Annotated in this window: 17 protein-coding genes and 2 pseudogenes; 1 reads left to right on the forward strand and 18 read right to left on the reverse strand. The window is 38.3% G+C overall.

All coding sequences use genetic code 11. The features are described from left to right. Window positions 1-209: pseudogene (locus M72_RS16420) on the forward strand (ISNCY family transposase); the annotation flags it as partial. A gap of 160 nt (window positions 210-369) precedes the next feature. Here the strand turns inward: M72_RS16420 and M72_RS09245 are convergent. From M72_RS09245 to M72_RS09325, 18 genes and pseudogenes are all read right to left on the reverse strand, one after another. Continuing rightward, on the reverse strand, window positions 370-1,026 hold the full coding sequence (locus M72_RS09245) for a PglD-related sugar-binding protein (protein WP_055068012.1): 657 nt from the start codon (window positions 1,024-1,026) through the stop codon (window positions 370-372). Next, window positions 1,027-2,265 carry a glycosyltransferase family 2 protein gene (locus tag M72_RS09250; protein WP_055068013.1) on the reverse strand — a complete coding sequence of 413 codons (1,239 nt, stop codon included), beginning with the start codon at window positions 2,263-2,265 and terminating at the stop codon, window positions 1,027-1,029. A 49-nt stretch (window positions 2,266-2,314) separates the two neighbouring features. Then, on the reverse strand, window positions 2,315-3,430 hold the full coding sequence (locus M72_RS09255; protein WP_227249326.1) for a DegT/DnrJ/EryC1/StrS family aminotransferase: 1,116 nt from the start codon (window positions 3,428-3,430) through the stop codon (window positions 2,315-2,317). A 20-nt stretch (window positions 3,431-3,450) separates the two neighbouring features. Beyond that, window positions 3,451-4,872 (reverse strand): AMP-binding protein, encoded by a 1,422-nt coding sequence (locus tag M72_RS16815; protein WP_055068014.1) that lies wholly within the window; start codon window positions 4,870-4,872, stop codon window positions 3,451-3,453. 9 nt (window positions 4,873-4,881) lie between these two features. After that, a complete protein-coding gene (locus M72_RS16820; protein WP_206541822.1) occupies window positions 4,882-7,269 on the reverse strand; it encodes a LuxE/PaaK family acyltransferase in 2,388 nt (795 codons plus the stop codon). 143 nt (window positions 7,270-7,412) lie between these two features. Next, a complete protein-coding gene (locus tag M72_RS16430) occupies window positions 7,413-8,474 on the reverse strand; it encodes an FkbM family methyltransferase (RefSeq protein WP_176694779.1) in 1,062 nt (353 codons plus the stop codon). 41 nt (window positions 8,475-8,515) lie between these two features. Further along, on the reverse strand, window positions 8,516-9,460 hold the full coding sequence (locus M72_RS09275; RefSeq protein WP_055068015.1) for an NAD-dependent epimerase/dehydratase family protein: 945 nt from the start codon (window positions 9,458-9,460) through the stop codon (window positions 8,516-8,518). A gap of 12 nt (window positions 9,461-9,472) precedes the next feature. Next, window positions 9,473-9,682 (reverse strand): FkbM family methyltransferase, encoded by a 210-nt coding sequence (locus M72_RS16825; RefSeq protein ID WP_055068016.1) that lies wholly within the window; start codon window positions 9,680-9,682, stop codon window positions 9,473-9,475. Continuing rightward, a complete protein-coding gene (locus M72_RS09285; protein WP_141652720.1) occupies window positions 9,649-10,158 on the reverse strand; it encodes a hypothetical protein in 510 nt (169 codons plus the stop codon). Before M72_RS09285 ends, M72_RS16825 begins: the two co-directional genes overlap by 34 nt. Before the next feature lie 174 nt (window positions 10,159-10,332). Next, window positions 10,333-12,150, reverse strand: coding sequence for a thiamine pyrophosphate-binding protein (locus M72_RS09290; RefSeq protein WP_082413859.1), 1,818 nt, complete (start codon window positions 12,148-12,150; stop codon window positions 10,333-10,335). 38 nt (window positions 12,151-12,188) lie between these two features. After that, window positions 12,189-13,928, reverse strand: coding sequence for a glycosyltransferase (locus M72_RS09295; protein WP_055068019.1), 1,740 nt, complete (start codon window positions 13,926-13,928; stop codon window positions 12,189-12,191). Continuing rightward, window positions 13,929-15,830 (reverse strand): motility associated factor glycosyltransferase family protein, encoded by a 1,902-nt coding sequence (locus tag M72_RS09300; protein ID WP_055068020.1) that lies wholly within the window; start codon window positions 15,828-15,830, stop codon window positions 13,929-13,931. Further along, a complete protein-coding gene (locus tag M72_RS09305) occupies window positions 15,823-16,137 on the reverse strand; it encodes a hypothetical protein (RefSeq protein ID WP_055068021.1) in 315 nt (104 codons plus the stop codon). Before M72_RS09305 ends, M72_RS09300 begins: the two co-directional genes overlap by 8 nt. 77 nt (window positions 16,138-16,214) lie before the next feature. Then, window positions 16,215-17,300 (reverse strand): flagellin N-terminal helical domain-containing protein, encoded by a 1,086-nt coding sequence (locus M72_RS09310; RefSeq protein ID WP_055068026.1) that lies wholly within the window; start codon window positions 17,298-17,300, stop codon window positions 16,215-16,217. A gap of 218 nt (window positions 17,301-17,518) precedes the next feature. After that, complete coding sequence (locus tag M72_RS09315) at window positions 17,519-18,382, reverse strand: hypothetical protein (RefSeq protein ID WP_055068022.1); 864 nt, start codon at window positions 18,380-18,382, stop codon at window positions 17,519-17,521. A 184-nt stretch (window positions 18,383-18,566) separates the two neighbouring features. After that, window positions 18,567-20,267: an AAA family ATPase gene (locus M72_RS09320; RefSeq protein WP_055068023.1), complete on the reverse strand. Its 1,701-nt coding sequence runs from the start codon at window positions 20,265-20,267 to the stop codon at window positions 18,567-18,569. 50 nt (window positions 20,268-20,317) lie between these two features. Continuing rightward, a pseudogene (locus M72_RS18110) lies at window positions 20,318-20,434 on the reverse strand (dTDP-4-dehydrorhamnose 3,5-epimerase); the annotation flags it as partial. Beyond that, window positions 20,433-21,617: an AAA family ATPase gene (locus M72_RS09325; protein WP_261291810.1), complete on the reverse strand. Its 1,185-nt coding sequence runs from the start codon at window positions 21,615-21,617 to the stop codon at window positions 20,433-20,435. The gene M72_RS09325 and the pseudogene M72_RS18110, both read right to left, overlap by 2 nt. Window positions 21,618-21,822: the final 205 nt, after the last annotated feature.

A 21,822-nucleotide genomic window follows, 5' to 3' on the forward strand; every position in this document is an offset into this window, starting at 1 on the left:
ATAACACTTACAAAATCAGAACCACCGTAGAAAGAGATATTAACCACATCAAGGATAATCTTTGTCTGGCCGGAAGAAGAACTCAGAATGAGAAAACACTTCACGCCGATCTGATCCTTGCAGGAATTACCCAACTGATAACAGTTGTACTTTCGGATAAAATCAATCATCACGAATTTATTCGCAGCTTAAAACCTCTTATTGCTTAGGACTTACCAACTCAATAAAGTCTACGGCTTATTTAAGTGCGCCTAAAACAGCTCAATATCCGTTTTCGTCATTAAAATCATGCTATGCTCAATTCTGTTTCTATTTTGATTCAAGTTTGCGAACGAGCATCGCGAGTTTCGCAATTACCTAGTATCCTTGTTATTTAAAAACTCTTTTTTGCTCGTTCTTTTTCATGATTCTTGCCGGATTCCCAACTGCAACCACTTCATCCGGCAGATCCTTAAAAACAATGGCACCGGCAGATATGATCACATCATCCCCAATCTGAATATGATCGGTTGTTCCAGATAAAAATCCCATAAATACTCTGTCACCGATCACATCAGCACCACCAATCTGACAATTTGAACCAATGATCGTATGTTTCCCGATCTGAATATCATGACCGATTACCGCATGAGCCTGGACATAGGAATTATCTTCTATTGTTACATTGCTAGTAATCGTAGCACCTTCACAGATTACAACACCTTCTCCGATAGAGGTTGTCTCATCCAGATAAATGCCAGGATGAATCAGTGAAACCAGTTTTATATCATGTTCTTTCACTTTCTGATACATCATTTCTCTGACTGCCGGCTCACCAACCGCTATGACAATCTCAAGGTCTTTCTTGGTATAGGTCTTTAAAAGTTCTTCAAACTTATACACACGCCTTCCCTGAAGTTCGGAAATATCATTCACATCATCGATATATACAATCTCATCCCAACGTCCATCCACACTATTTATCTTTTTAGCAATTATATGTACTTCCTGTGCCAAACCATGTGCACCATAAATACCTAAAACCATTTATTTTTCCTCTTTACTGAGCCGATATGGTGAGTAATACCGTGCTTCTCCATTTGTATGAAGTACGCGTTCTATACTCTCCTGATTAATCGGTTGTGCCGCAATTACATAAAAATCGTTATTTCCCTTCGTCTCACTGACATACCTGACCATATATCCATCAAAGGTATCTGCCTTACTATATCCATCAGAAACTACAAAACCCTTGACCGGTATATTTCCCTGTTCCAGACTCTGCTTACAAATAGCAGCTAATGTGCTCGTCCCATAGATCCATACCGCTTCATCTCTATCCAGCAGCTTTTTCACATCCTCAATCCATTGTCCACCGGATAACATCCGGTAAAATATATCCAACTTATTTTGCAGCCACGCCGGCTCTACTTGTTCTCTACAATCATACGTTGCTGCTGCCATACCAAGAATATCAGAATCAATTTTCATGGAATAGATATCATCAAATTTGTGATCCAGATACTCACTAAACCGTTGATAGAATACACACATTTTTACAATATAGTCCACATACTTGTCCATGTTATCGCGGATACTTTTCATAAATGATCCCCGTGTCATATAACGATATACCGACATCGGCCTTTCATCATAATAGACCGCTCCTTTATTTGCCACAATCTGGCGAATTGGATAATCACCTACTCCAGCCTCAATTACAAATTCCGGCAAATCTTTACGAAGATATTCTAAAACAAAAAAAAATGATCCTGTCGCAGGGAACTTAGATCCAAGTCCACATAACACCTGTTCCCGCTGTGAATAGTAACCACTCTGTGAAAAAGTATTTAATAATACCTTGCTTCCAGTCTGCACATCCAGTTTCCATGCATTATGCATATATAAAGAACACTCTGGATGCGACTCCATATAATCATATTGCCGCTGTAACTTATCCGGATCAGACCAGTAATCATCGCCTTCTAACATCGCGCAATATTTTCCCCTGCACATATATAACTGACAGTTCCATATCGGATGTAAATTTCCTTGACTAAACTGATTTTCTGTTTGATACATGCATCGAATAATAACTGGATATCGTGCCTCATATTCCCTGATAATTTCTGTTGTTCCATCCGTTGATGCATCATCATGGATCACAATTTCATAAGGAAATGTCACCTTCTGCATAAGAATGCTGTCAAGTGTCTGTGCTATATATTCCCTGTGATTATAGACAGGAACAAATACCGATACTTCTACTTTCTTTTGATCTTCCATAAATTTTCTACTCCATATATGCAATCGTATCGCATTCCTATGTATCTGCTTAATTATATAATTCCTGAATCATCTGTGCAATACTCATGATCATCTCATCCTCCAGTTCCGGGTATAATGGCAGAACTAAGACTCTCGAAGATATGTCTCTTGCGACATCTAATGGGCATGTCTGATACTGTGATCCGAAGCAGTCAGCATCTGCCGTTAATGGATAAAAATACTTCCTGCTATAGACATTCTTCTGATGTAATGCATCATATATTTCATCCCTCTTTTCTGCTGTCGAAAGCACAACCGGATAATACGCATAATTGTACTTCACATCTGGGTGATCAAATTCCGGTGTTCTTACATAAGAGACCTCTTTCAGCTGCTCATTATATAACTGAACCTTTTTCTTCCGGATCTGAATGTTCTGTGCAACATATTTCAAATTACATAACCCCATAATGGCAGCAAATTCATTCATTTTGGCATTGGCTCCAATATCTGAAATTACATTTTCATTTTGAATGCCGAAATTCTTCAGATTATATAGCTTCTCATATAACTCCCTGCTTTTTGATGCAACAGCACCACCTTCTATTGTATTGTATACTTTTGTTGCATGAAAGCTAAAAACGGAAGCATCTCCAAAGCTGCCAATCCCATGTCCCAGATATGTTTCTCCAAAAGCATGTGCTGCATCATAGATTACGCGTAATCCGTACTTTTGTGCGATCTGTTCAATCGCCTCTACATTACACACATTTCCATACACATGTACTGGAATAATCGCTACCGTTCTATCTGTAATCAGTGATTCTATCTTCGTCTCATCTATTGTGAAATCTGTTGGCTTAATATCGCAGAATACAGGTTTTAATCCATTTCTTATAATAGCATGTGTAGTAGATACAAATGTAAATGGTGTCGTGATCACTTCACTGCCTGCCGGAAACTGCATCGCCTGAATCGTCATTTCCAATGACATATGTCCATTGACCAGCAAAGATAATTGTTCCACCTGCAAATAGTCACGCAGCTCTTTTTCCAATTCCTGATGATACTGTCCCATATTCGTCAGCCAATGTGTATCCCACAATGGTTTGATCATTTCTGCAAATTCTTCATATGGCGGCATAGATGTTCTTGTCACAAAAATCTTCTGTTCTTTCTTCACTCTTGTTTTCTTTACCCCCACTATAGTTCTTTATAATACTTTTCCAATTCTCTGTACAAAGTTTTTCCTGCATCATTTTTCGGTATCTGATCAATCGTGATCGTCTGAAATGCTGCCGGATTCAGCCTGGTCTTTTCTGCTACAAAGTTTTTAATATCCTTGGCTTTACTTTCCTCTGTAAGAAAAATATATAAATGGTCATCGACACCTGCCGATGCACAATCTATCTCATCAAAAGCGCCTTTGATCAGCCGGTCGACTTCATCTAAATTGACTCTGTTACCATAAATCTTTAAAAAACGTTTTTTTCTGCCTACAATATAAAAATAACCATCTTCATCATGCTGTGCCATATCACCTGTGTGCAGAATGCCATTCCGTTCATCTCCAAGCAAAAGATCGTCTCCACACTCCGCATAGCCTAAGGTTACGTTATCTCCTTCATATACCAGCTCACCCGTTTTATATGCTTCCTGAATTGGTGAACCATCCACATCAATCAGGGTAAAACTTCCCCCTGGAATTGCAATCCCCATGGAACCACATTTTTCAACTGCCTTTTCTGCCGGCAGATAACCCATTCGCGCCGTTGCTTCACACTGGCCATACATCACGACAAACCTTTTTCCATTCTCTGCCGCATACTCCGCAAATTTCGCATGTAATTCGGTAGTCAGCTTTCCACCTGCCTGTGTCATTGTCCGAAGTGATGGAAGTTCCATCCGTGTAAAACGAAGCTTATCTAAGATCTCATAAGTATATGGCACACCTCCGAATGAAGTTGCATTCTGTTCTTTAAAAAACGTCCAGAATTCCTTCTGCATCAGAGACTTATCTGTCACAAGAAGGGTGGCTCCCACCAGCAGATGACTATTGATAATAGACAATCCATAGGTATAATTCATTGGTAATGTCGTAATCGGCCGCTCTGTCTGATCCAGTTCTAAATATGATACAATGGATTTTGCATTCGACAAAATATTTGCATAACTCTGACGTACAAACTTTGGACTTCCTGTTGATCCCGAAGTTGTCAGTAGTAATCCCAGATTCTCATAGAGCGGATATTCTGTTTCATATCCGGTCTTTAGCAACGTATAATCATATTCAGAACATACAATTTCCAGACTAGAAAATATATCTTCAGATACTCGTTCCGATGGTATCCATAAATATGCCGGCTGATAAATAGCCAGAATGTTTGCCAGTAATCCGTGCTCTAATTGTGCATTTAATAGCATTGGAACAAGCCGTATATTCAAAAATGCGATATATCCAGTCACAGATCCTACGCTGTTACGGCACAGTGACACCACCAATGCACGTTTTGTCACTTTTTTCTTCATCCGTTGCTGCATATCCAACAATTCGCGATATGTTACCTGTGTTCCCTGATCATCAATGATTGCTGTCTGATCTTCATATTTTTGTAAATCCCACATAAGCACCTCTTATCTGACTGCAATTACTCTCGTCATACTATTTATCAAATGATAACCATCCCATACCAAATCAAAATCCATGGTATGTCCAATTGTCACAACCCTGTCTACACCCTTTAATCCGGACATGAGTAGTGGCTTCCATGCTTCCCTGTTTCCAATATACCCTAATGTCTGACAATGCGTATCGTTGCAAAACTCTCTTAAGGATAAAAGATCTGTGGCGTCATACTCATAAAAGCAGCCGCTATTACCTCGATATCGCATAAGTTCCGGCGTAAGTTTGTCAACTTTCAATCGAACCAGAAGATAATCCTCCTGTGGCATCACTTGTATCTTTCCGACATTTTCAGTTTCATCCACGGATGCAGCTTTACATATTGTCACCAGCTTATCCACACTTGTTACTGCCTGCATATGATACTTCTCTTTTGCCAGTCCATATAATGCCTTCCAGAATCTTTCTTTTGCATCCTCCTTTTTTTCCCCATACCATACGACCACACGCGGACTCGTACACGCATTCTGATCTGACAAATACGTGTCATTATAAAAATCCCGTGCCACCCTGTCCGCATCCATACATGATAAATAATAGTCCGCATCAATTACCGCAAGTGAATACCTATCTGCAAATGCGATCTCCGTTGCACGCGCTGGCAGCCTGCTTTTCCGAAGCTCCGCAATCGTCGCATCACCACCCCAGACTATGCGAACATCGCACATAGACGATAATAAGGCATTTACATCCTGATTCCGCTCATACCTTATCAATGCGATATAAGATTGCATATCTTCATGTCTGGCTAATACTCTTTTTACACTTTCCGCTATTAGATCTATCTGCGGAAAATTCTTCGATGGTACACGTACCACATTGGCATTTCCGGCCAGCAATCCAGTAAACAATGAATATGCAAAATTAACCGGCACATTCGATGGTGCAATATGAAACGCCATACCTTTTCCAATCCTGATCGTTTCACTATCTTCTATCAGATATTTTTTCTTTAATTCATGTAACGACGATTTTCTTAACCAGAACCCAAGCGTAACAATATCCGGATATAATCTGCACTTTTTGTCTGTCATCAATTCCTTTGACAAATCTTCTAAAAAGGCAAGTACTTCTGCTGCAAATGGCTGCATCGGTGTCACCTGTGTCATCTTCTGTATCATCGCCGGATTTCCAACCAGAAAGGATATCTTCTGATAGGTCTGTATGTCCTGTATATCCGCCAATGCCTTCTGCCTGATACTCTGATCAACAGCGTAGGTATCACTGCATCCCCGGATTTCTGCATCTTTAATTCTTCCAAATACTTTAAAATACTTTCCTTTTCTTCCACATGGGCAATCGTCCTCGCCAAGAATCATTCCCTCATCTTCGGTCAGCAGAGAATGTCCCGGATAAGATTCCGGTATAACTGATACAACCTGTATCAGTCCTTTTTCCCCATTCGGGCATATAGAAAAGTCTAATGGATTGCGAATGATCACATCAGAAAAATTACTTGCATGAAGATGCCCACACGCACACTGCATATAGATGCAGCCGGTCTGTTCTACCATTCCGTAATAATCATGGATATCCGACAGACCACATATTTCCTTCATACGATTCTGAAACTCTTCCGCTGAAACAGCTTCGGATGCAAGCTTCTTCCAGCCACCGCCATGGATCAGAACTGCATTCGACAGGTTAATCTGTTCTCCCATTTCTTGTTTAAGGCGTACAAGTTCCTGATAAAAATACTTCCAGATCATAAATGTAAATCCAAACAGCAGTATTTTCCGATCCTTATATTTTTCCAAAAAAGCTTTTAGTTCTGACAGATTCAGATGCATATCATCATCAAGTGCATACATTCTCTTTGATCCAAAAATTGAAAATCCAAGAATTCCGGCTCCACGGGCAGAAAACATCTTCCGATCCTTCACTACCGAAGGACAATCAATGATAATCATTGGCATGCGGGAAGATCCTGTGAAATCCGATACAATCTTAACCAATGCTTTTTGTTGATTTGCTGCTGTCATTTTATCCAGATATATTTTTGAAACAGACTGTCCAGTTGTCCCAGATGAAGTCATAGTCTTGATCACCGCATCATCTGAAATGCTTTTAAGGGATCTTTCCTTAAAAATACGGACGGGAAGAAATGGAAGATCTTCATAGGAATTCACTTGTTCTTCCTGATAATCAAATGTGTCCATTATATTTTTATATTCTACACAATGTTCCATATGATAATTAGTTAAATACTTCAACCTTGATGTAAGCAACGCCCTTTTTTGCTGCTTATCACATCCGTATGGTTCATCTAACCATGCTATTTCATCCTTCATCGTCTGCTCCATTATATTCAAATTTTTGTCTACTGATATACATCCCATGATTTATGAAAATCAATCACCCGCCGGATGCCTTCCTCAAATTCAACCTGCGGCTTCCATCCGGTTTTCCAAGTCCTTCCCTGACATTCTTTCCCAGTTAATCACACATGATTTTTATGTATTCTTTTGATTTTATACTGCATTTACTGTTCCTCAGCTATTGCATATAATACCGTCTCCCACATGCGTGAGGTATACTGCCTTATACAAAACTTATATTCTGGTACCAATCGCATGATATATGATGGAATTTCTATCACATCCATCGGTTTATGATAAATACAAATTGCAAGCTTTGGCTTGTGTCTCTTGATGGTCTTCTCCGCTCCCTCTAATGCCTTTAACTCGCTTCCCTCAATATCCATTTTAATAAATGTAACCTGTTCCTCACCAACTATAGAATCAATATCATATCCTTGAATCACTAATGATCCATTTTCTGTGATGCAAGTACTTGATCCATTTTCCACCAGATGTATCTGCTCATTTTTATTCCATGTTGCACCATTTATAACATGGACATCATGTAACCCTTTTGTCATAATATCTGTTTTCATATCCTCATACGACTTAGTTATTGGTTCAAATGCATATACTTTCCTATACTTGCTATTTGTCCATTTACAAAAATCAAATATATTTTCTCCTTTAAAAGCTCCTGCATCCACAAAGATCTCATCATTCTGTGGTGAAAATACATCAAAATATTGCCATCCTCTTGTTCCGAACAGATCGATATGTTTGTACTTCAAAATATTTTGTTCTGAAATACCACTTACAAGTAACTGTTCATACATCTCATCCTGGTATTTATAAGAACCAATTATAATGATACTATCCTTCCAATCCCTTTTTACCAGATCACTAACTGTCAATACCTCTAAGCCATCAAATTCACCCATATGATAATTATCACAAAAGTAATCTGTCTTATATCCCATACACTGCAACTGACCTTTTAACATACTTCCCAGATAACCACACCCAAAAATTATAATCTTCTTATATATCCTGGTTTCCAGTTCCCTCTTTAGATCTTCTGCACTATACCAGTCCTGATATATTTTTCCTATACGTGATATATACCTGTCTTCATCCCGCTCTAACAAATATGCAATCCTTGCTTCATATAAAGCTCTCGACTCATCATCCTGCAAGCATTTATAAATCTCATTTATTGTTGAAATATAATTATTTATCTCCATATTCACTTCTCCCATTATCACGATATCGATATTTCTGAATGTTATTTATAAACATCCCATGACTTATGAAAGTCGATCACCCGCCGGATGCCTTCCTCAAATTCAACCTGCGGCTTCCATCCGGTATCTGCTATCAGATTACTGCTGTCCGCTTCCAGATACATGATCTGATCCGGGCTGTATGGTATCTTTCCGAGTCCTTCTCTGATATCCTCGCCCAGTTGATCACACATGATCTTAATGTATTCTTTTAAAGGTCTGGCTTTTCCACTGCCAATCGGATAAATCGCATGATTTCGTCCATATTTTGCAATCAGATATAAGGCATTTGCAATATCATCCATATACACAAAGTCCCATATCTGTTCCCCCTTTGAGAATGCTAAAGGGCGATGATGAAGACTATTGACAATATTTGCAATCAAAACCGATCCATCATTATCGTACTTTCCATATCCGCTTAATACACGTGGCCAGATATGCCTCATGCCATATTTATCACATAACATTCTCGTAGTATGACAGGAGCAAAGTTTCATAATCCCGTACGCACTTTCCGGTTCACAAAACATATCCCCGGTAAGCGGTTCCTCTTTTCGTCCATATTCCGCCTGGCTTCCTACGCCAATAAATGTGTGACAGCCAAATTTATGTGCTGCCTCTACTGCATAACTTGAATACCGGACATTTTTACTCTGTTCCTCGATATTATTACGAACAGTTTTTCCTGTATTTGCCCAGCCCAGATGAAAGAATACATCATAATCATTTTCTTCCGGTTCATAGTCCTTCAACTGTTCCAGTGTGTAGTGCTCGATATGTAGATGTTCATGCTCCGGTACAAATGCGGATCGAAAAGAATGTTCTCTCTGAAACAAAAAAACTTCCACATGTTCCTCTAATAATTTCTGGATCAGGGCAAGCCCGATCGGACCACTGCCACCAGTCATGACAACTTTTTTGATTTCATTCCCTTTACGTTCCATCTTCATTCTATCCTATACTGCATACAATACCGTTTCATGCTGACTATATGTATAATGGCGCATATAAAACTGATATTCTGGTACCAGTTGTGCTAAATACTCAACAATACTTACCGGATCTTCACATTTATGATATACACAAATAGCTAATTTCGGTTTGTATGTCTCTATCAATCCTTTTGCACCCATTAATGCATCCAACTCAAATCCTTCAATATCCATTCTACGTCAAAATATGCATCATGGTCAACCGGAATCTTCATAAAATCATACCAATCTCCATTCCGCAGAAATTCCATTCGTCTTCGAAAAACTTCACATGACTTTTCATCTGAAAGCTTTTCTTCTACTGCACGGATTCTGTTCTCCGCATATTCTGTTCCAATCCATTCATATATATCTCCAATGGTGTTATGTTCTATCTTCGTTTTATATTCATGCAGTGTGAGCATCTGTTCCACCATTCCTTCCCAATCCGGAATGTCAAACAACGTACCTCCGCTAGCTTTAACTTGCTGGCTGATGCTCTGTCTGCATGTATCACTACAAACTATAAATATGCTATCCGAGAAATCTCCAATTCGTTTTGCATTATATACCGGTATTTTTTCAATATACCTTTCTTCTTTGCAATGGTTATCCAAAATTGCCCGGATATTTGCCTTTATACCCATTTCTTTGAATGCCAGTACCATCATATGTGCTCTTTCACCAGCCGCAAACAGCCCACATCTTTGCCATCTAATTTCTTATAACATTCATAGAATTTTTCCTTACATTGTTTTATAAATCTTTGCATTCAAAATCTGACGCCCTCTTACTTTCTCTCATTTATCTGTAATTCACCGACATCTCCCCATAGACACGCCATTCTACTTCATCTCATACAACGGAATCAACATATCCTGTTCAAACTCTTCCTGCTCCAAAGGCGGATTCATATATTCCAGTGGAAGTGATTCCATCTGTCCATCCGACCGCTTATAGGACACCTGTTTTGGAAAAGCACTCAGATCAATTGGAATCATCACTTCGCAAATCACCGGTCCATCATAATCCAGCGTTTCCTTTACACGTTCCTGTAGTTCTTCATTCGAATGAATCTGTACCGTTTTTAATCCATACGCCCCTGCCACAGCCGATATCGGTGAAAGTGTCAGATGGGAATCCGCATCACAGGCCACATAATGTCCCTGAAAAATATTTTTCTGTGTTGCGTGAATCTGCGCATATCCCTGATTGTTCAACACAAAAATCTTGATTGGAAGATTCAATCGGTGTATTGTTTCCAGTTCCTGAATATTCATCTGAAAACCACCATCTCCATTGACACATACCGTTCTTCTTCTGTCACCTGCCAGACAGGCTCCAATTGTTGCAGGCACACCAAATCCCATTGACGCAAGACCTTTGGTACAAAATACACGCTGTCCCTTTTTTACGCGAAATGTCTGCATCGACACATCAATACACGTTCCCGAACTTCCGGACACATAAATATCGTCTGCAGTCATCTGCTCTGTAATCGTATCCAGTAGTGCATATGTATTAACCAACTCTTTTTGTGTTCTTGCTTCCTCTGTGACAATTGGATACTTCGCTTTCATCTCTTTTGCATAGTTGATCCATGGCGTATAATCTTTTTTCTGAATCTCATCTTTATGTTCCAGCAAAAGCTGCATGAATTCTTTTGCGTCCGCCTCGATTGCAAGCTGCGGTCTGACATTGATTTTATGTAACTCATTTTCATCAATATCTACCATCACTTTATAAGCAGCTCTCGCAAATCCATCAAAATTGTAACCGGTCTGCAATAAATTCATCCGCGCACCAATGGATAAAAAGAAATCGGAATTCTGCTGTACAAAATTTGCATACCGCTGCCCCATTCCACCAGGTCTTCCAAAAAACAGTGGATGTTCTTCTTCTATCAGATCAATTCCATTCCATGTTGTAAGAACCGGAATCTGCAAAGTCTCTACCAGTTTTTCAAATTCGTCCCGTCCTTCCGAAAGACGGATGCCATTTCCCGCCAGCAAAACAGGGCGTCGTGCCTGATTCAATTGTGCGATTGTCTCCATTACCTGTTGTTCCAGCCGTTTTCTCTTTTCATTTTTTCCCTGTTGTGAAATTTCTGCTGGTTTCCAGCCTCTTAAGGTTGTTTCCTCTATCATGAATGCCTGTACATCCAAAGGAATATCCAGCCAGACCGGCCCCTTTCTTCCATGTATGGCTTCGTACAACGCACGATCCAGATGATACCTGATATCCTGTGGTTCTGTTACAAGCGCTGCATATTTTGTCACCGGTTTTACCATGGAAATGATATCTACTTCCTGCATGCCCTGCTGACGAATTCCCTGTCCGTTCACCATATCCGCGCGTTTAACCTGTCCGGACAATACAATCATAGGAGTTGATTCGATATATGCTGCAGTCACACCTGTCAGAGCATTGGTGCCTCCCGGTCCCGTTGTCACCATAAGCAGACCCGGTTTATTTGTGACTCTTGCATATGCTTCTGCCGCAATGGAGCATGCCTGTTCATGAAGACATACCACATATTGGATTTTTTTGCTGTTTCCAAGAGAGTCATTTAAGTGCATGGCACCACCTCCTGGAAGCATGAACATATGAGGCACTCCCAGTTGTTCTAAATATTGAATTACATAATCTGATACTTTAATCAATTATCTTTTCTCCATCCAACTATTCTTGTATATTAATATTAATCTTCATCATTTTCAGATTCTTTTTCCCGATATTCTAGTTGATTTGCATACAAATTTTCACATTCATGCTTAATAACATTTAATAACTTGAGTTTTTGTTCATCTTCAAATGCAAATTGATCCACGACTTCTATTGTTAAACTTGCGAATTGATCAATCACATTCAAATATTCCTGCTTCTTATATCCACGCTCTCTTACAAAGTCTAATAAATAACTAAGTTTATGGATTATTATTTCCATTCCTTTTCCTATACCTATCAGATCATTTTTAAAAAAGATTTTTAAAAATTCTACCTGTCCGTAAAATTGTTGAAATCTACTTTCATAAGAAGCATATGAAGGCACCTTGCTCTCCTTATCAAATACGTCATCCCGTTTCGCCAATCCAAGTTTTTCGTATGTTTCAATTTCTTTATATAATGCTTCTTTTCCCTCTACAATTAATTGTACCGGTTCTTGCAAACTATTCCCCATCTTGCTCAGGCCAGCACACCACCATTCATGAGGATAATGTCGATAAAAAATATTGTCCTGATATTTTTCATAGTTTAAAACATTTAAAGATAAAAATGCCTCTCTTTTTATAATCAAACCAGATATATAATTCTGTCTTAAAAACGTTTTTTCAAATGCATCCAGTCCCTTTTTTCCTTCTTCCCTGTCAACAATAAAAAAATACTGTGAAAATGTTTTCGCTCTAATCTGGCTTAAATTTTTATTCTCAGATAATATTTTTAAATAGTGTTCCAATGCCCCAATCTCTATATCATCTTCATCTGACACTAACAACACATACTTTCCATGCGCTTTCTCAATCGTTTTATACCAATTTAAATGTGGCATTATGGTCTCATCAATTCCATAATACTTCAATCTACTATCTGGAAGCTTGCTTGCCTGCTTATACTCCTCCTGATATAATTCGGAACCATTTTTAGATACTACAAACTCCACTTCCGCATCGTATGGCATTTTTATTAAATGCTCAAGTCTCTTTAAAAGTAAATTTCCCCTATTATGTGTTGGAATCCCAATTGTCAATAATACATTAGAATTGTTGCGCCCTTCCGGAGTCAGTCTGTATTCATGCTCTGTTTCAATAATTTTTCCAAGCAGATCGGTATCCTCCTGTCTTTCTGTAAATACCAACCGTGGCAAGTATTCTGCCGTATTTCTGTGGAAATATTGTTGGAATTCTTCCTCGCAGGAAAATATTTTAAAATTGTCCCTATAAGATTCCCATTCCGGAATCTTCCAAAAAGATAATGCTCTTCTAACATCATTTACAATTGCATACACTTTGCGTCCCGTTTCCGCTACTTTTAAAAATACACCTATTTTTCGGTAATCCCAATCAAACTTTATTAAGACATCACTGAATTCATTTTTTCCAAATAAGCTTTGTATATCAAAATCTTCAAATTCACTCATAGATATTTTTCCATTAAAGTTTTGTTTTTCTTTATCAAAAAGAAAATACTCACCCTCTCTGTATGGAATAAAATCTATTAAACAATCCTCATATGCATATTTATACGAATTTTTTTCAGTATATTTTTGAAAAGAATTACGAAACTCTTCTTCGTTTCCAGCAATATAGCAATTATAAATATTTTCCAATATCCATTCTTTGCAATCTTCTTTTTCATAAGATAATATTAATAACTCCAATGCCTTATCATAATTTTTTTGTTCAAAATTCTCTATCGCTAAATCCAGTATATTATTTTCCAATTATTTTTCTTTTCCTTTCTCTCTTTCCTGTAACTTTTTCACATATGCCCCAATCGTTTCCTCTTCAATTTTTTTTATTTCACCGGCTCCTATGGCCACTCCATACATCATCGCTTTTCCCTGCTCCGAAATATAAGAAAATTCATCCTTCATGGTATCCTGCGTTTGATAAACTAATGGTCTCAACGAATATTCCATACCTTTTAAGCTATCAATTACTGTTTCTGCCATATAATCCTGTTCCATATAATGATTAATCTTTTTTATCCGTTTATATAACTTCAATACCTGATTATCATTAATATTGGATTTTTTACCCATTGATTCCAGTTTTTCGTAATACCTCAAACCTTCCTTTGCCTTTTTTTCTACTTCATTTAGTTTTTTAGGAATTCCTTCTATGAATTTTACGGCAATTTCTTTATTTTCCCCATCAAATAATTTTTTTGAATGATCAATATGCCATTTTACATTAAATTCTTTCTTACAGTATTTTTTTATTGCGCTTTTTAAAGTCATAACCTTTGATCCATGAATCAAAGCTCCCCCTTCTGTAGCATCAATCGTAGTAATATTTTTCCATTCTTTAATGCGCGTTTCAAACCAATCCAAGTATAATTTAAAATCTGAACGTGTTAAAACTTTCCCACCTCCAACAGCATCAACTTCAAAATAATCAGAATTTTTTACATCGATCTCCTCCATTTTATCTTGAAACGTTCCATCTGCATGAGTTTTATTTCCAGTCAATGCCAAATCCTGACCTATCAAAATAATAATTTCAGACCCCATATTAATTCCCAATGAATAAGCTGTATTTGCTACCGATCCGCCTGTCGGAATATTAGGTAGCGTACAATCTTTATTTTTTGCCCGGCTTAACTCATACAATATCTCATCTTCCATTTTGGAGCCGCTATAATAAAAGAACTTTTTTCCCTTATGCAGTTCCATTGGTTCTACCGATACCTGCGTCATTGTTACCATTGCAGTTTTAGATATATCTTTATGTTCAAACAGTTTCCCGGGTTTTAATCCATCCACAATCACAAACAAATCCGGAATTATCCCCGCATTTAATAACGGTTTCATTGCTGTATCTGTTGCTATGATACAAGCTTTCCCTTTTGCAAGCTTCAAATCCTGTATATTTTTATTTAAAGACGGACCTGCTGATACTATAATAACTGGAAAATCTTTCGGCAATATATTCTTTAATTCCTGTACCCCATATCCTTCACACAAATATGGAAAATTTTTAAATAAATTTGTTGCTGTAACATTTGTATAACGAACTTGTGTATTCCAACTCACTTCTATATCAAAAACATGTTTTCTCAGTTTCTTTACAAACTCTTCTACCTTTTCAGGAAAAAGTTTCTTATAATTGCCAGATAAGTATGTTTTTAAAAGCACCATATTGTCATAAGAAATAAATAAATCAAAATAGTCCTGTATTTCTATATCGTTTAATTCATCTACAATAATGCCCACAGGAATATCTTTTTTAAATAAAAATGCAAGATCAACTTCTTCCATTTCTCTTCGAAAAAGTTCAAACGAAGGTTCATATATTAAAATATTGCATGTTTTCGGTGCGCAATCTATGATTTTTTTAATGTGAACTGCATTTGATATCCCAATAATCACAATTGGTGTATAATCCTTCAATTCATTTTTTTTAATCCAGTTTGCGCCCACCTCATCTGGCGCGTATTTTCCATTCAAATAAAGAATCTTTCCATTGTCATTTACCTTTAAAATTGTATTTCCAAAATAACTGTTTTCTGCAAGCACATCAAAATTACGTTTTTTTCGTTTTACACTCGCTAATTTTTCCGCCCACATCGGAAATTTATTTTTAAGTGCCTCCATGTTTTTTTCATATATTTCTCTATTCATCTATATTTTCACCCTGTAATTTATCATTTACGTAGTTTAATATTTCAAGCCATCCATATTGTAATGTATCCAATAAAATTACATCATCCTGACGTTCAATTCCATCTATTAAATCATGTAATACCTGCACCAGAAACTCCTCATTTATAGAAATCTTAGCCTCGTAAAGTATACATGTAACTATCTCATTCATCATCGGAAGATACTGTTTTAACTCATCTATATATATTTCTCCGGATTCTATTTTTTGTATAATTGTTTCTACCTTTTCTTTATTACAGCACAGCTTTTCTAATAATTCATGCATATTCGTCCCTCATAATAATTTTTGTATATAGAAAGAAAGAGTTGGCATATGCCAACTCTTTCTTAAAGATTATCCGATTACTGTAATAAGGATAATACTCCCTGTGTGCTCTGATTTGCCTGAGCAAGCATTGACTGACCAGCCTGAGCAAGAATATTGTTCTTGCTGTAGCGAACCATTTCATCAGCCATATCAGTATCACGGATACGAGACTCAGCAGACTGTGTATTCTCTGATACATTATCCAGGTTAGAAATAGTATGCTCTAATCTGTTCTGTAATGCACCTAATGCTGATCTCTGACCAGATACGTTGTTAATAGCATTCTGAACCATATTGATTGTTGCATTTGCATGTGCATATGTATCAACTCTCGGTCCATTAAAGCTTTCTGCAGCTGTTGCATTAACATGGAAAAGAACTGCATCTCTACTTGCAGCTGCTGCTGCACTCGTTCTAACAGTTGTAGAATCAGCAACAATGTTTCCTGTTACTGTCTTAAATCCAGTTGAAGCTGTATTTTTTGTAATTGTTGCATTTTTAGAAGCAAGTGCTTTAATAGATGCTCTGACGTCAGCTGATGCGCCAAATTTCTTTTTCTGTGTAACATCATTTGTTGCATAGTATTCGCTTGTAGCGATTGTCTTTCCTGAGCTTAATCCAATTGCCTTTGCATTCATTGCTGCAATGTTAATTGTGATCTTCTGTCCGTTGTTTGCTCCAACCTGAAGATTCTTTCCTGTGAAAGTACCATCTAACAGGTTCTGCTTATTGAACTGAGTTGTCTCGGAAATACGGTCGATTTCATCTGTTAATGACTGTAACTCCTGATTGATAGCATCACGGTCGATAGACTGGTTGGTATCATTTGCACCCTGAACTGCAAGTTCGTTCATACGCTGTAAGATGCTGTGTGTCTCATTTAATGCACCTTCAGCTGTCTGGATAAGAGATACACCATCTGATGCGTTATCAGATGCCTTATCAAGACCACGAATCTGGCTTCTCATCTTCTCAGAAATCTTTAATCCTGCTGCATCATCGCCTGCGCGGTTAATCTTGTAACCTGAAGATAACTTCTCTGCTGATTTAGCCTGTGCTCCTGATGTTGTTCCTAACATTCTGTTGGCGTTCATCGCCTGCATATTATGCTGTACTACCATGCCCATAATTGTTTCCTCCTTGAATTAAGTTACAGCTTCCATGCTGTAATTGATATGATATTTGATTGTAAGATTTTCCTCTTTACGGCCGTACGCTCCGGTCAGGGGTCTGTCTTGTGGGGTAAGCAACGGGGTTTCCTTGCTTACTTGTTATATATATCGGACGAGGTGTGGAATACTTTAGTCCCAATTTTAATTTTTTATTTTTCAACCGCTTTTTATAGTGCCACCGGAACTCTTCCTTCCAGTATTGCACGGATCTCATCCAAATTCTTTCCTGTGATGGATGCAATATTTTCTGGGGTCATTCCGCTGTGGTTCATATTGATAATGATTTTTGCCTCCCCTTCCGATTCTCCCAGTTTTCTGGCATCTTCCAGATCATCCTTCATCAGTTCTCTCAACGCATCACACATATTCGCATCCCTCCTTATTTCACGATATAACTCATCATTTGCTTTGACACTTACCTGTAACACAGCCTCAACATTCTGTCGGTCACGCGGTGTATTCATTTCTTCCACGTTCCTCAGGAATTCTTCTATATCTTCTTTTTTCGCATGGTTTGACAAAATCCGCAAACTTCGATGTTCTCCCGGCTCTAATTCCTGTGTCACAATAATCTGCGCCGGAATCGGTAAATGTTCTGTCACATAATAAATGCCCGGATATCTTTCTTCTATTTTATGTCCATACCTCTGCAATGTCAAAAACATTTTCTCCGGTCGGGTTTCCCTGAAAATAGATATTGTCAGTTCATTGATTGGAACTGCATCTACATATTCTCCATAGCCTTTGTACAGGCACGCATACCCGATGGTCTTGTAAAAATCGTCAATGGTCAACGCATCTTCCGGGCTCTTATACTCGATCACATTATAGGTTCTCATAATGTGACCGATTTCATTCTTAATTTGTCCGGTACTCCCTTCTTTTATGATAAGAAGGTCGATACGGATTGGTTCCTTGCTCAGATTGTATTCCGGCTTTAACTCCAGCCGTTCAATGTCTTCATGGAATTCCAGCCCCGCAGCGGCACAGAATGCCGGATGCCACTGGAGCTTGTCTGGTGCATTTTTCAAATTGCTTCCTCCTGTTTGTGTGAATCACGATTCCGCAACATCGCAATTTGTTTTCGTGCACGAATGCTTAGTTTTCACCTCTTTTCCTTTTCTATTTTTCCTCCGCAATCTTTTCCTACTGTTATCATAACGTAATTTTATTTCCCCTGTTTTCGATCAATCCCGCTTGCCACAATCTTATACTTCAATTCACGATCAGCACATTCTTTCCTTCAAATGCAAATCCATACTCTTTGATCTGCTCTCCTGCAATTCCTTTTTCCTTCAGTTCTTCGCTGTATTTTCTATCCTTAATCTGTGCAAGTGCCGACTGCGCGGTTTCCTCCAGACTGTTTTCTTTTCTTGTGCTCCGCACCTTAAATTCCAGAATCACTGCTGGATCTTTTCCCGGTTTTTTCGGTTCCAGCATGATATCATATCTTCCAAATCCGCTCTCCCGGTTAGATTTTACATAATAGCTGCCCTGTAAATCCACCAGCAGTCCAAGTACAAATCCATGATAAAAACGCTCCGGTTCGGCTCCGGAAGCCCTTTCTCCGGTATCAAAATAGCTGAATGTCTGCAATGCGACACGGTTCATGTATTCATTCATCGCATCCACATCCCCCAGAAACATTGCTTTTACAAAATCATTGTACTCTGACTTCACGGGTACAAACCAGTCATGGATCATTCTTTGAAACATGATCTTCACTTCCAGATTGGTAAGCGCAAGCTGATATCTTGGTGCAAAACGCTCCCCAATATCCAGATAGCTTTCATAGGACAGGACTTTTAAATAACCACTTGCAAGAAGCAGACTCCAGACGGCCTCCTCACTTCCGTTCAACTGATTATATACAATCTGTTCATCGATTTCCGTCCAGATACATTCCCCGCATAACAGCTTTTCAAATTTTTCCTTGATATCCCGGTTTCCTTCGCGGACCAATTTGCCAACCAGACTGTTTGCACTCGTATTCGCCCAATAGGTTGTGTATTGCTGTGAATCCAGATAATTCAGGATGGACCATGGATTATAGATATCCTTATGTGTTCCGAATATAAATCCGTCGTACCATCTTTTTACCTCTTTCTTTTCACCGCCCAGTCCACATTTTTCTAAAGCCTCAAACACTTCCGGTTCGGTAAATCCAAATGTCGTTGCATATTCATCCGATGTGGTGGTAACCACTTTTAAATTATTCAAATCGGAAAATATGGACTCTTTACTCACTCTGGTAATTCCTGTCATGATTCCACGTTCCAGTGCCGGATTCGTTTTAAATGTTGAATTAAACAGGCTTCTGGTAAATGATACCAACTCATCCCAATAGCCATCCACAAAGGCTTCCTGCATAGGTGTGTCATATTCGTCCAGTAGAATGATTACTTTTTTGCCATAATATCTATAGAGGAAATCTGACAACTGGTATAATGATGAAGTTGCATCCGTTTCTCTTATATTATCAGACATCATGCGATCATAATATGCCCGGTCTGCCTCTGTCATTTTTTCATAATCTTTCACATAAGAAAACTTTATATAGATATTCCTTAAAATTTCGCACATCTTCTGTTTGGTTTTCTCATAATCACGCTCTTTAATCCGTGCAAATGACAAACTAATGACTGGATACGTTCCCTGCAGTTTGCGATACTTCTCATCTTTCCAGATTTCCAAGTTTGCAAACAAATCTGACCTGTCTGCATAGCCGAGAGAAAAGAACTGTTCTGTCATACTCATTGTCAGCGTTTTTCCAAAACGTCTGGGTCTTGTGATCAATGTCACACTGTCTCCACTATCCCACCATTCTTTTAAAAAAGCGGTTTTATCTACATAAAAATATTGATTTTCAATGATTGTGGAAAAATCCTGTACTCCAATCGCTACATTTACTGCCATATGCATTCCCTCTCCCAGATATTCCTTCTATCTTTTCCTATTCCGTCTTGATACTCCCCCTGCACATCCGTCCGCTTGATACCGATTGCCGGGTCATTCCATGCCACACCGCCCTTGTTGTTCGGATGTCAGAAGTCATTAACTTTATAGCAGAACCCTGCCTCATCATACCGGTGCAATCGGCATCCTTTCTATTGATTTCCGAATAGCATCCATGACCGGTTCCCAACCGCCATCCTCTATGCAATTGATAAACTCTTTCTGCACTTCCTGATTGGGAATATGAACCGTACGGGTATCAAAATCATAAGTCAGATATCCCAGATGCACAAGAAGCGTCAGCACATCATCCGCACTTGCAAAAGTTGTCATATCATTTTGAAATTTATCCGGATTTATTGCAACAGAACTTCCTGCTATGAGTTTTGTTACAAGTTCTTTTAAATTGTACATATCCATCTGGATATATTTTTTTAGCGCCTCATAGGTCTCTGTCTTTGTCCAGTAGCTGTCAAAATCATGTCCCAGAAGTGACATCACAACGGATCTTGGATTGTAGATCTGTATGCCTTTCAAATCATAACCATCATACCACTGTTTCATTTTCTCGTATGGCATATCATACGCTGGGCAGAGTTCCTGCACTTCCTGCTCGGTAAACCCTGTAAATTCAGCAAGTTCCCGCTGATTTGTCATGGAGTATTCATCAAACATGTTAAGCGCAGAGTGTTCCCCATACTTCTTTATCGGAAGAATTCCTGTCATATATGCCAGTACACAGTATGGCTGGTTTTTTAATAAATCCCTCAGGAAGTTCAGATAAATTTTCTGTGCGTCGGTATCATTCCCTTTTACCCGGAAGATACAGTCCCATTCATCTATAATAAATACAAAAAAGCTGTGCGTCTGGGAATATATTTCTTCTATGACAGATACGAGATCTTCTTCATAATACGTGACATTGGCAAATTCACGTTTCAATTCACGCGTCACTTTCCGGGTTAGAAGTTCTAACATCTCATCAATGGTTTTTGTACGTCCCAAAAACTGCTGCATGTTCAAATGTATCACATTATATTTGTTTAAATGTTCTTCAAAACCGGCATCTTCTGCTATTTTAAATTTTTCAAACAACTCTTTGGAATCGCATCCTCTGCTATAATATGCCACAAGCATATTGGCAGCAATGGATTTGCCAAAACGACGCGGGCGGCTTACGCAGATATTTTTATGCTCACCAAAAAGCTGCGAATTTGTAAACTTAATCATTTCTGTTTTATCAACATATATTTTTGAACGAAGGGATGCATTATAAAATTCTTCATTCCCTGGATTTACATAAAGTCCCATTTCTTCTCCTTTCGAACACCATGCTGGGTTTTAAATTCGAGAATCACGGCTGAATCTTTTCCAATTCCATCTATATTATATAGTATTATACAATTTTTCCAGAAAAAACGAAACAATAAAAAAGGGGCTGTAAAAAAACTCCCCTGACAGAAAAATCGCCCAGACCGTGAGGTCTGAGCGATTTTTTGGTATAATTAATTATGCT

Source organism: Roseburia faecis (genome assembly GCF_001406815.1).
GTDB classification, from domain to species: domain Bacteria; phylum Bacillota; class Clostridia; order Lachnospirales; family Lachnospiraceae; genus Roseburia; species Roseburia faecis.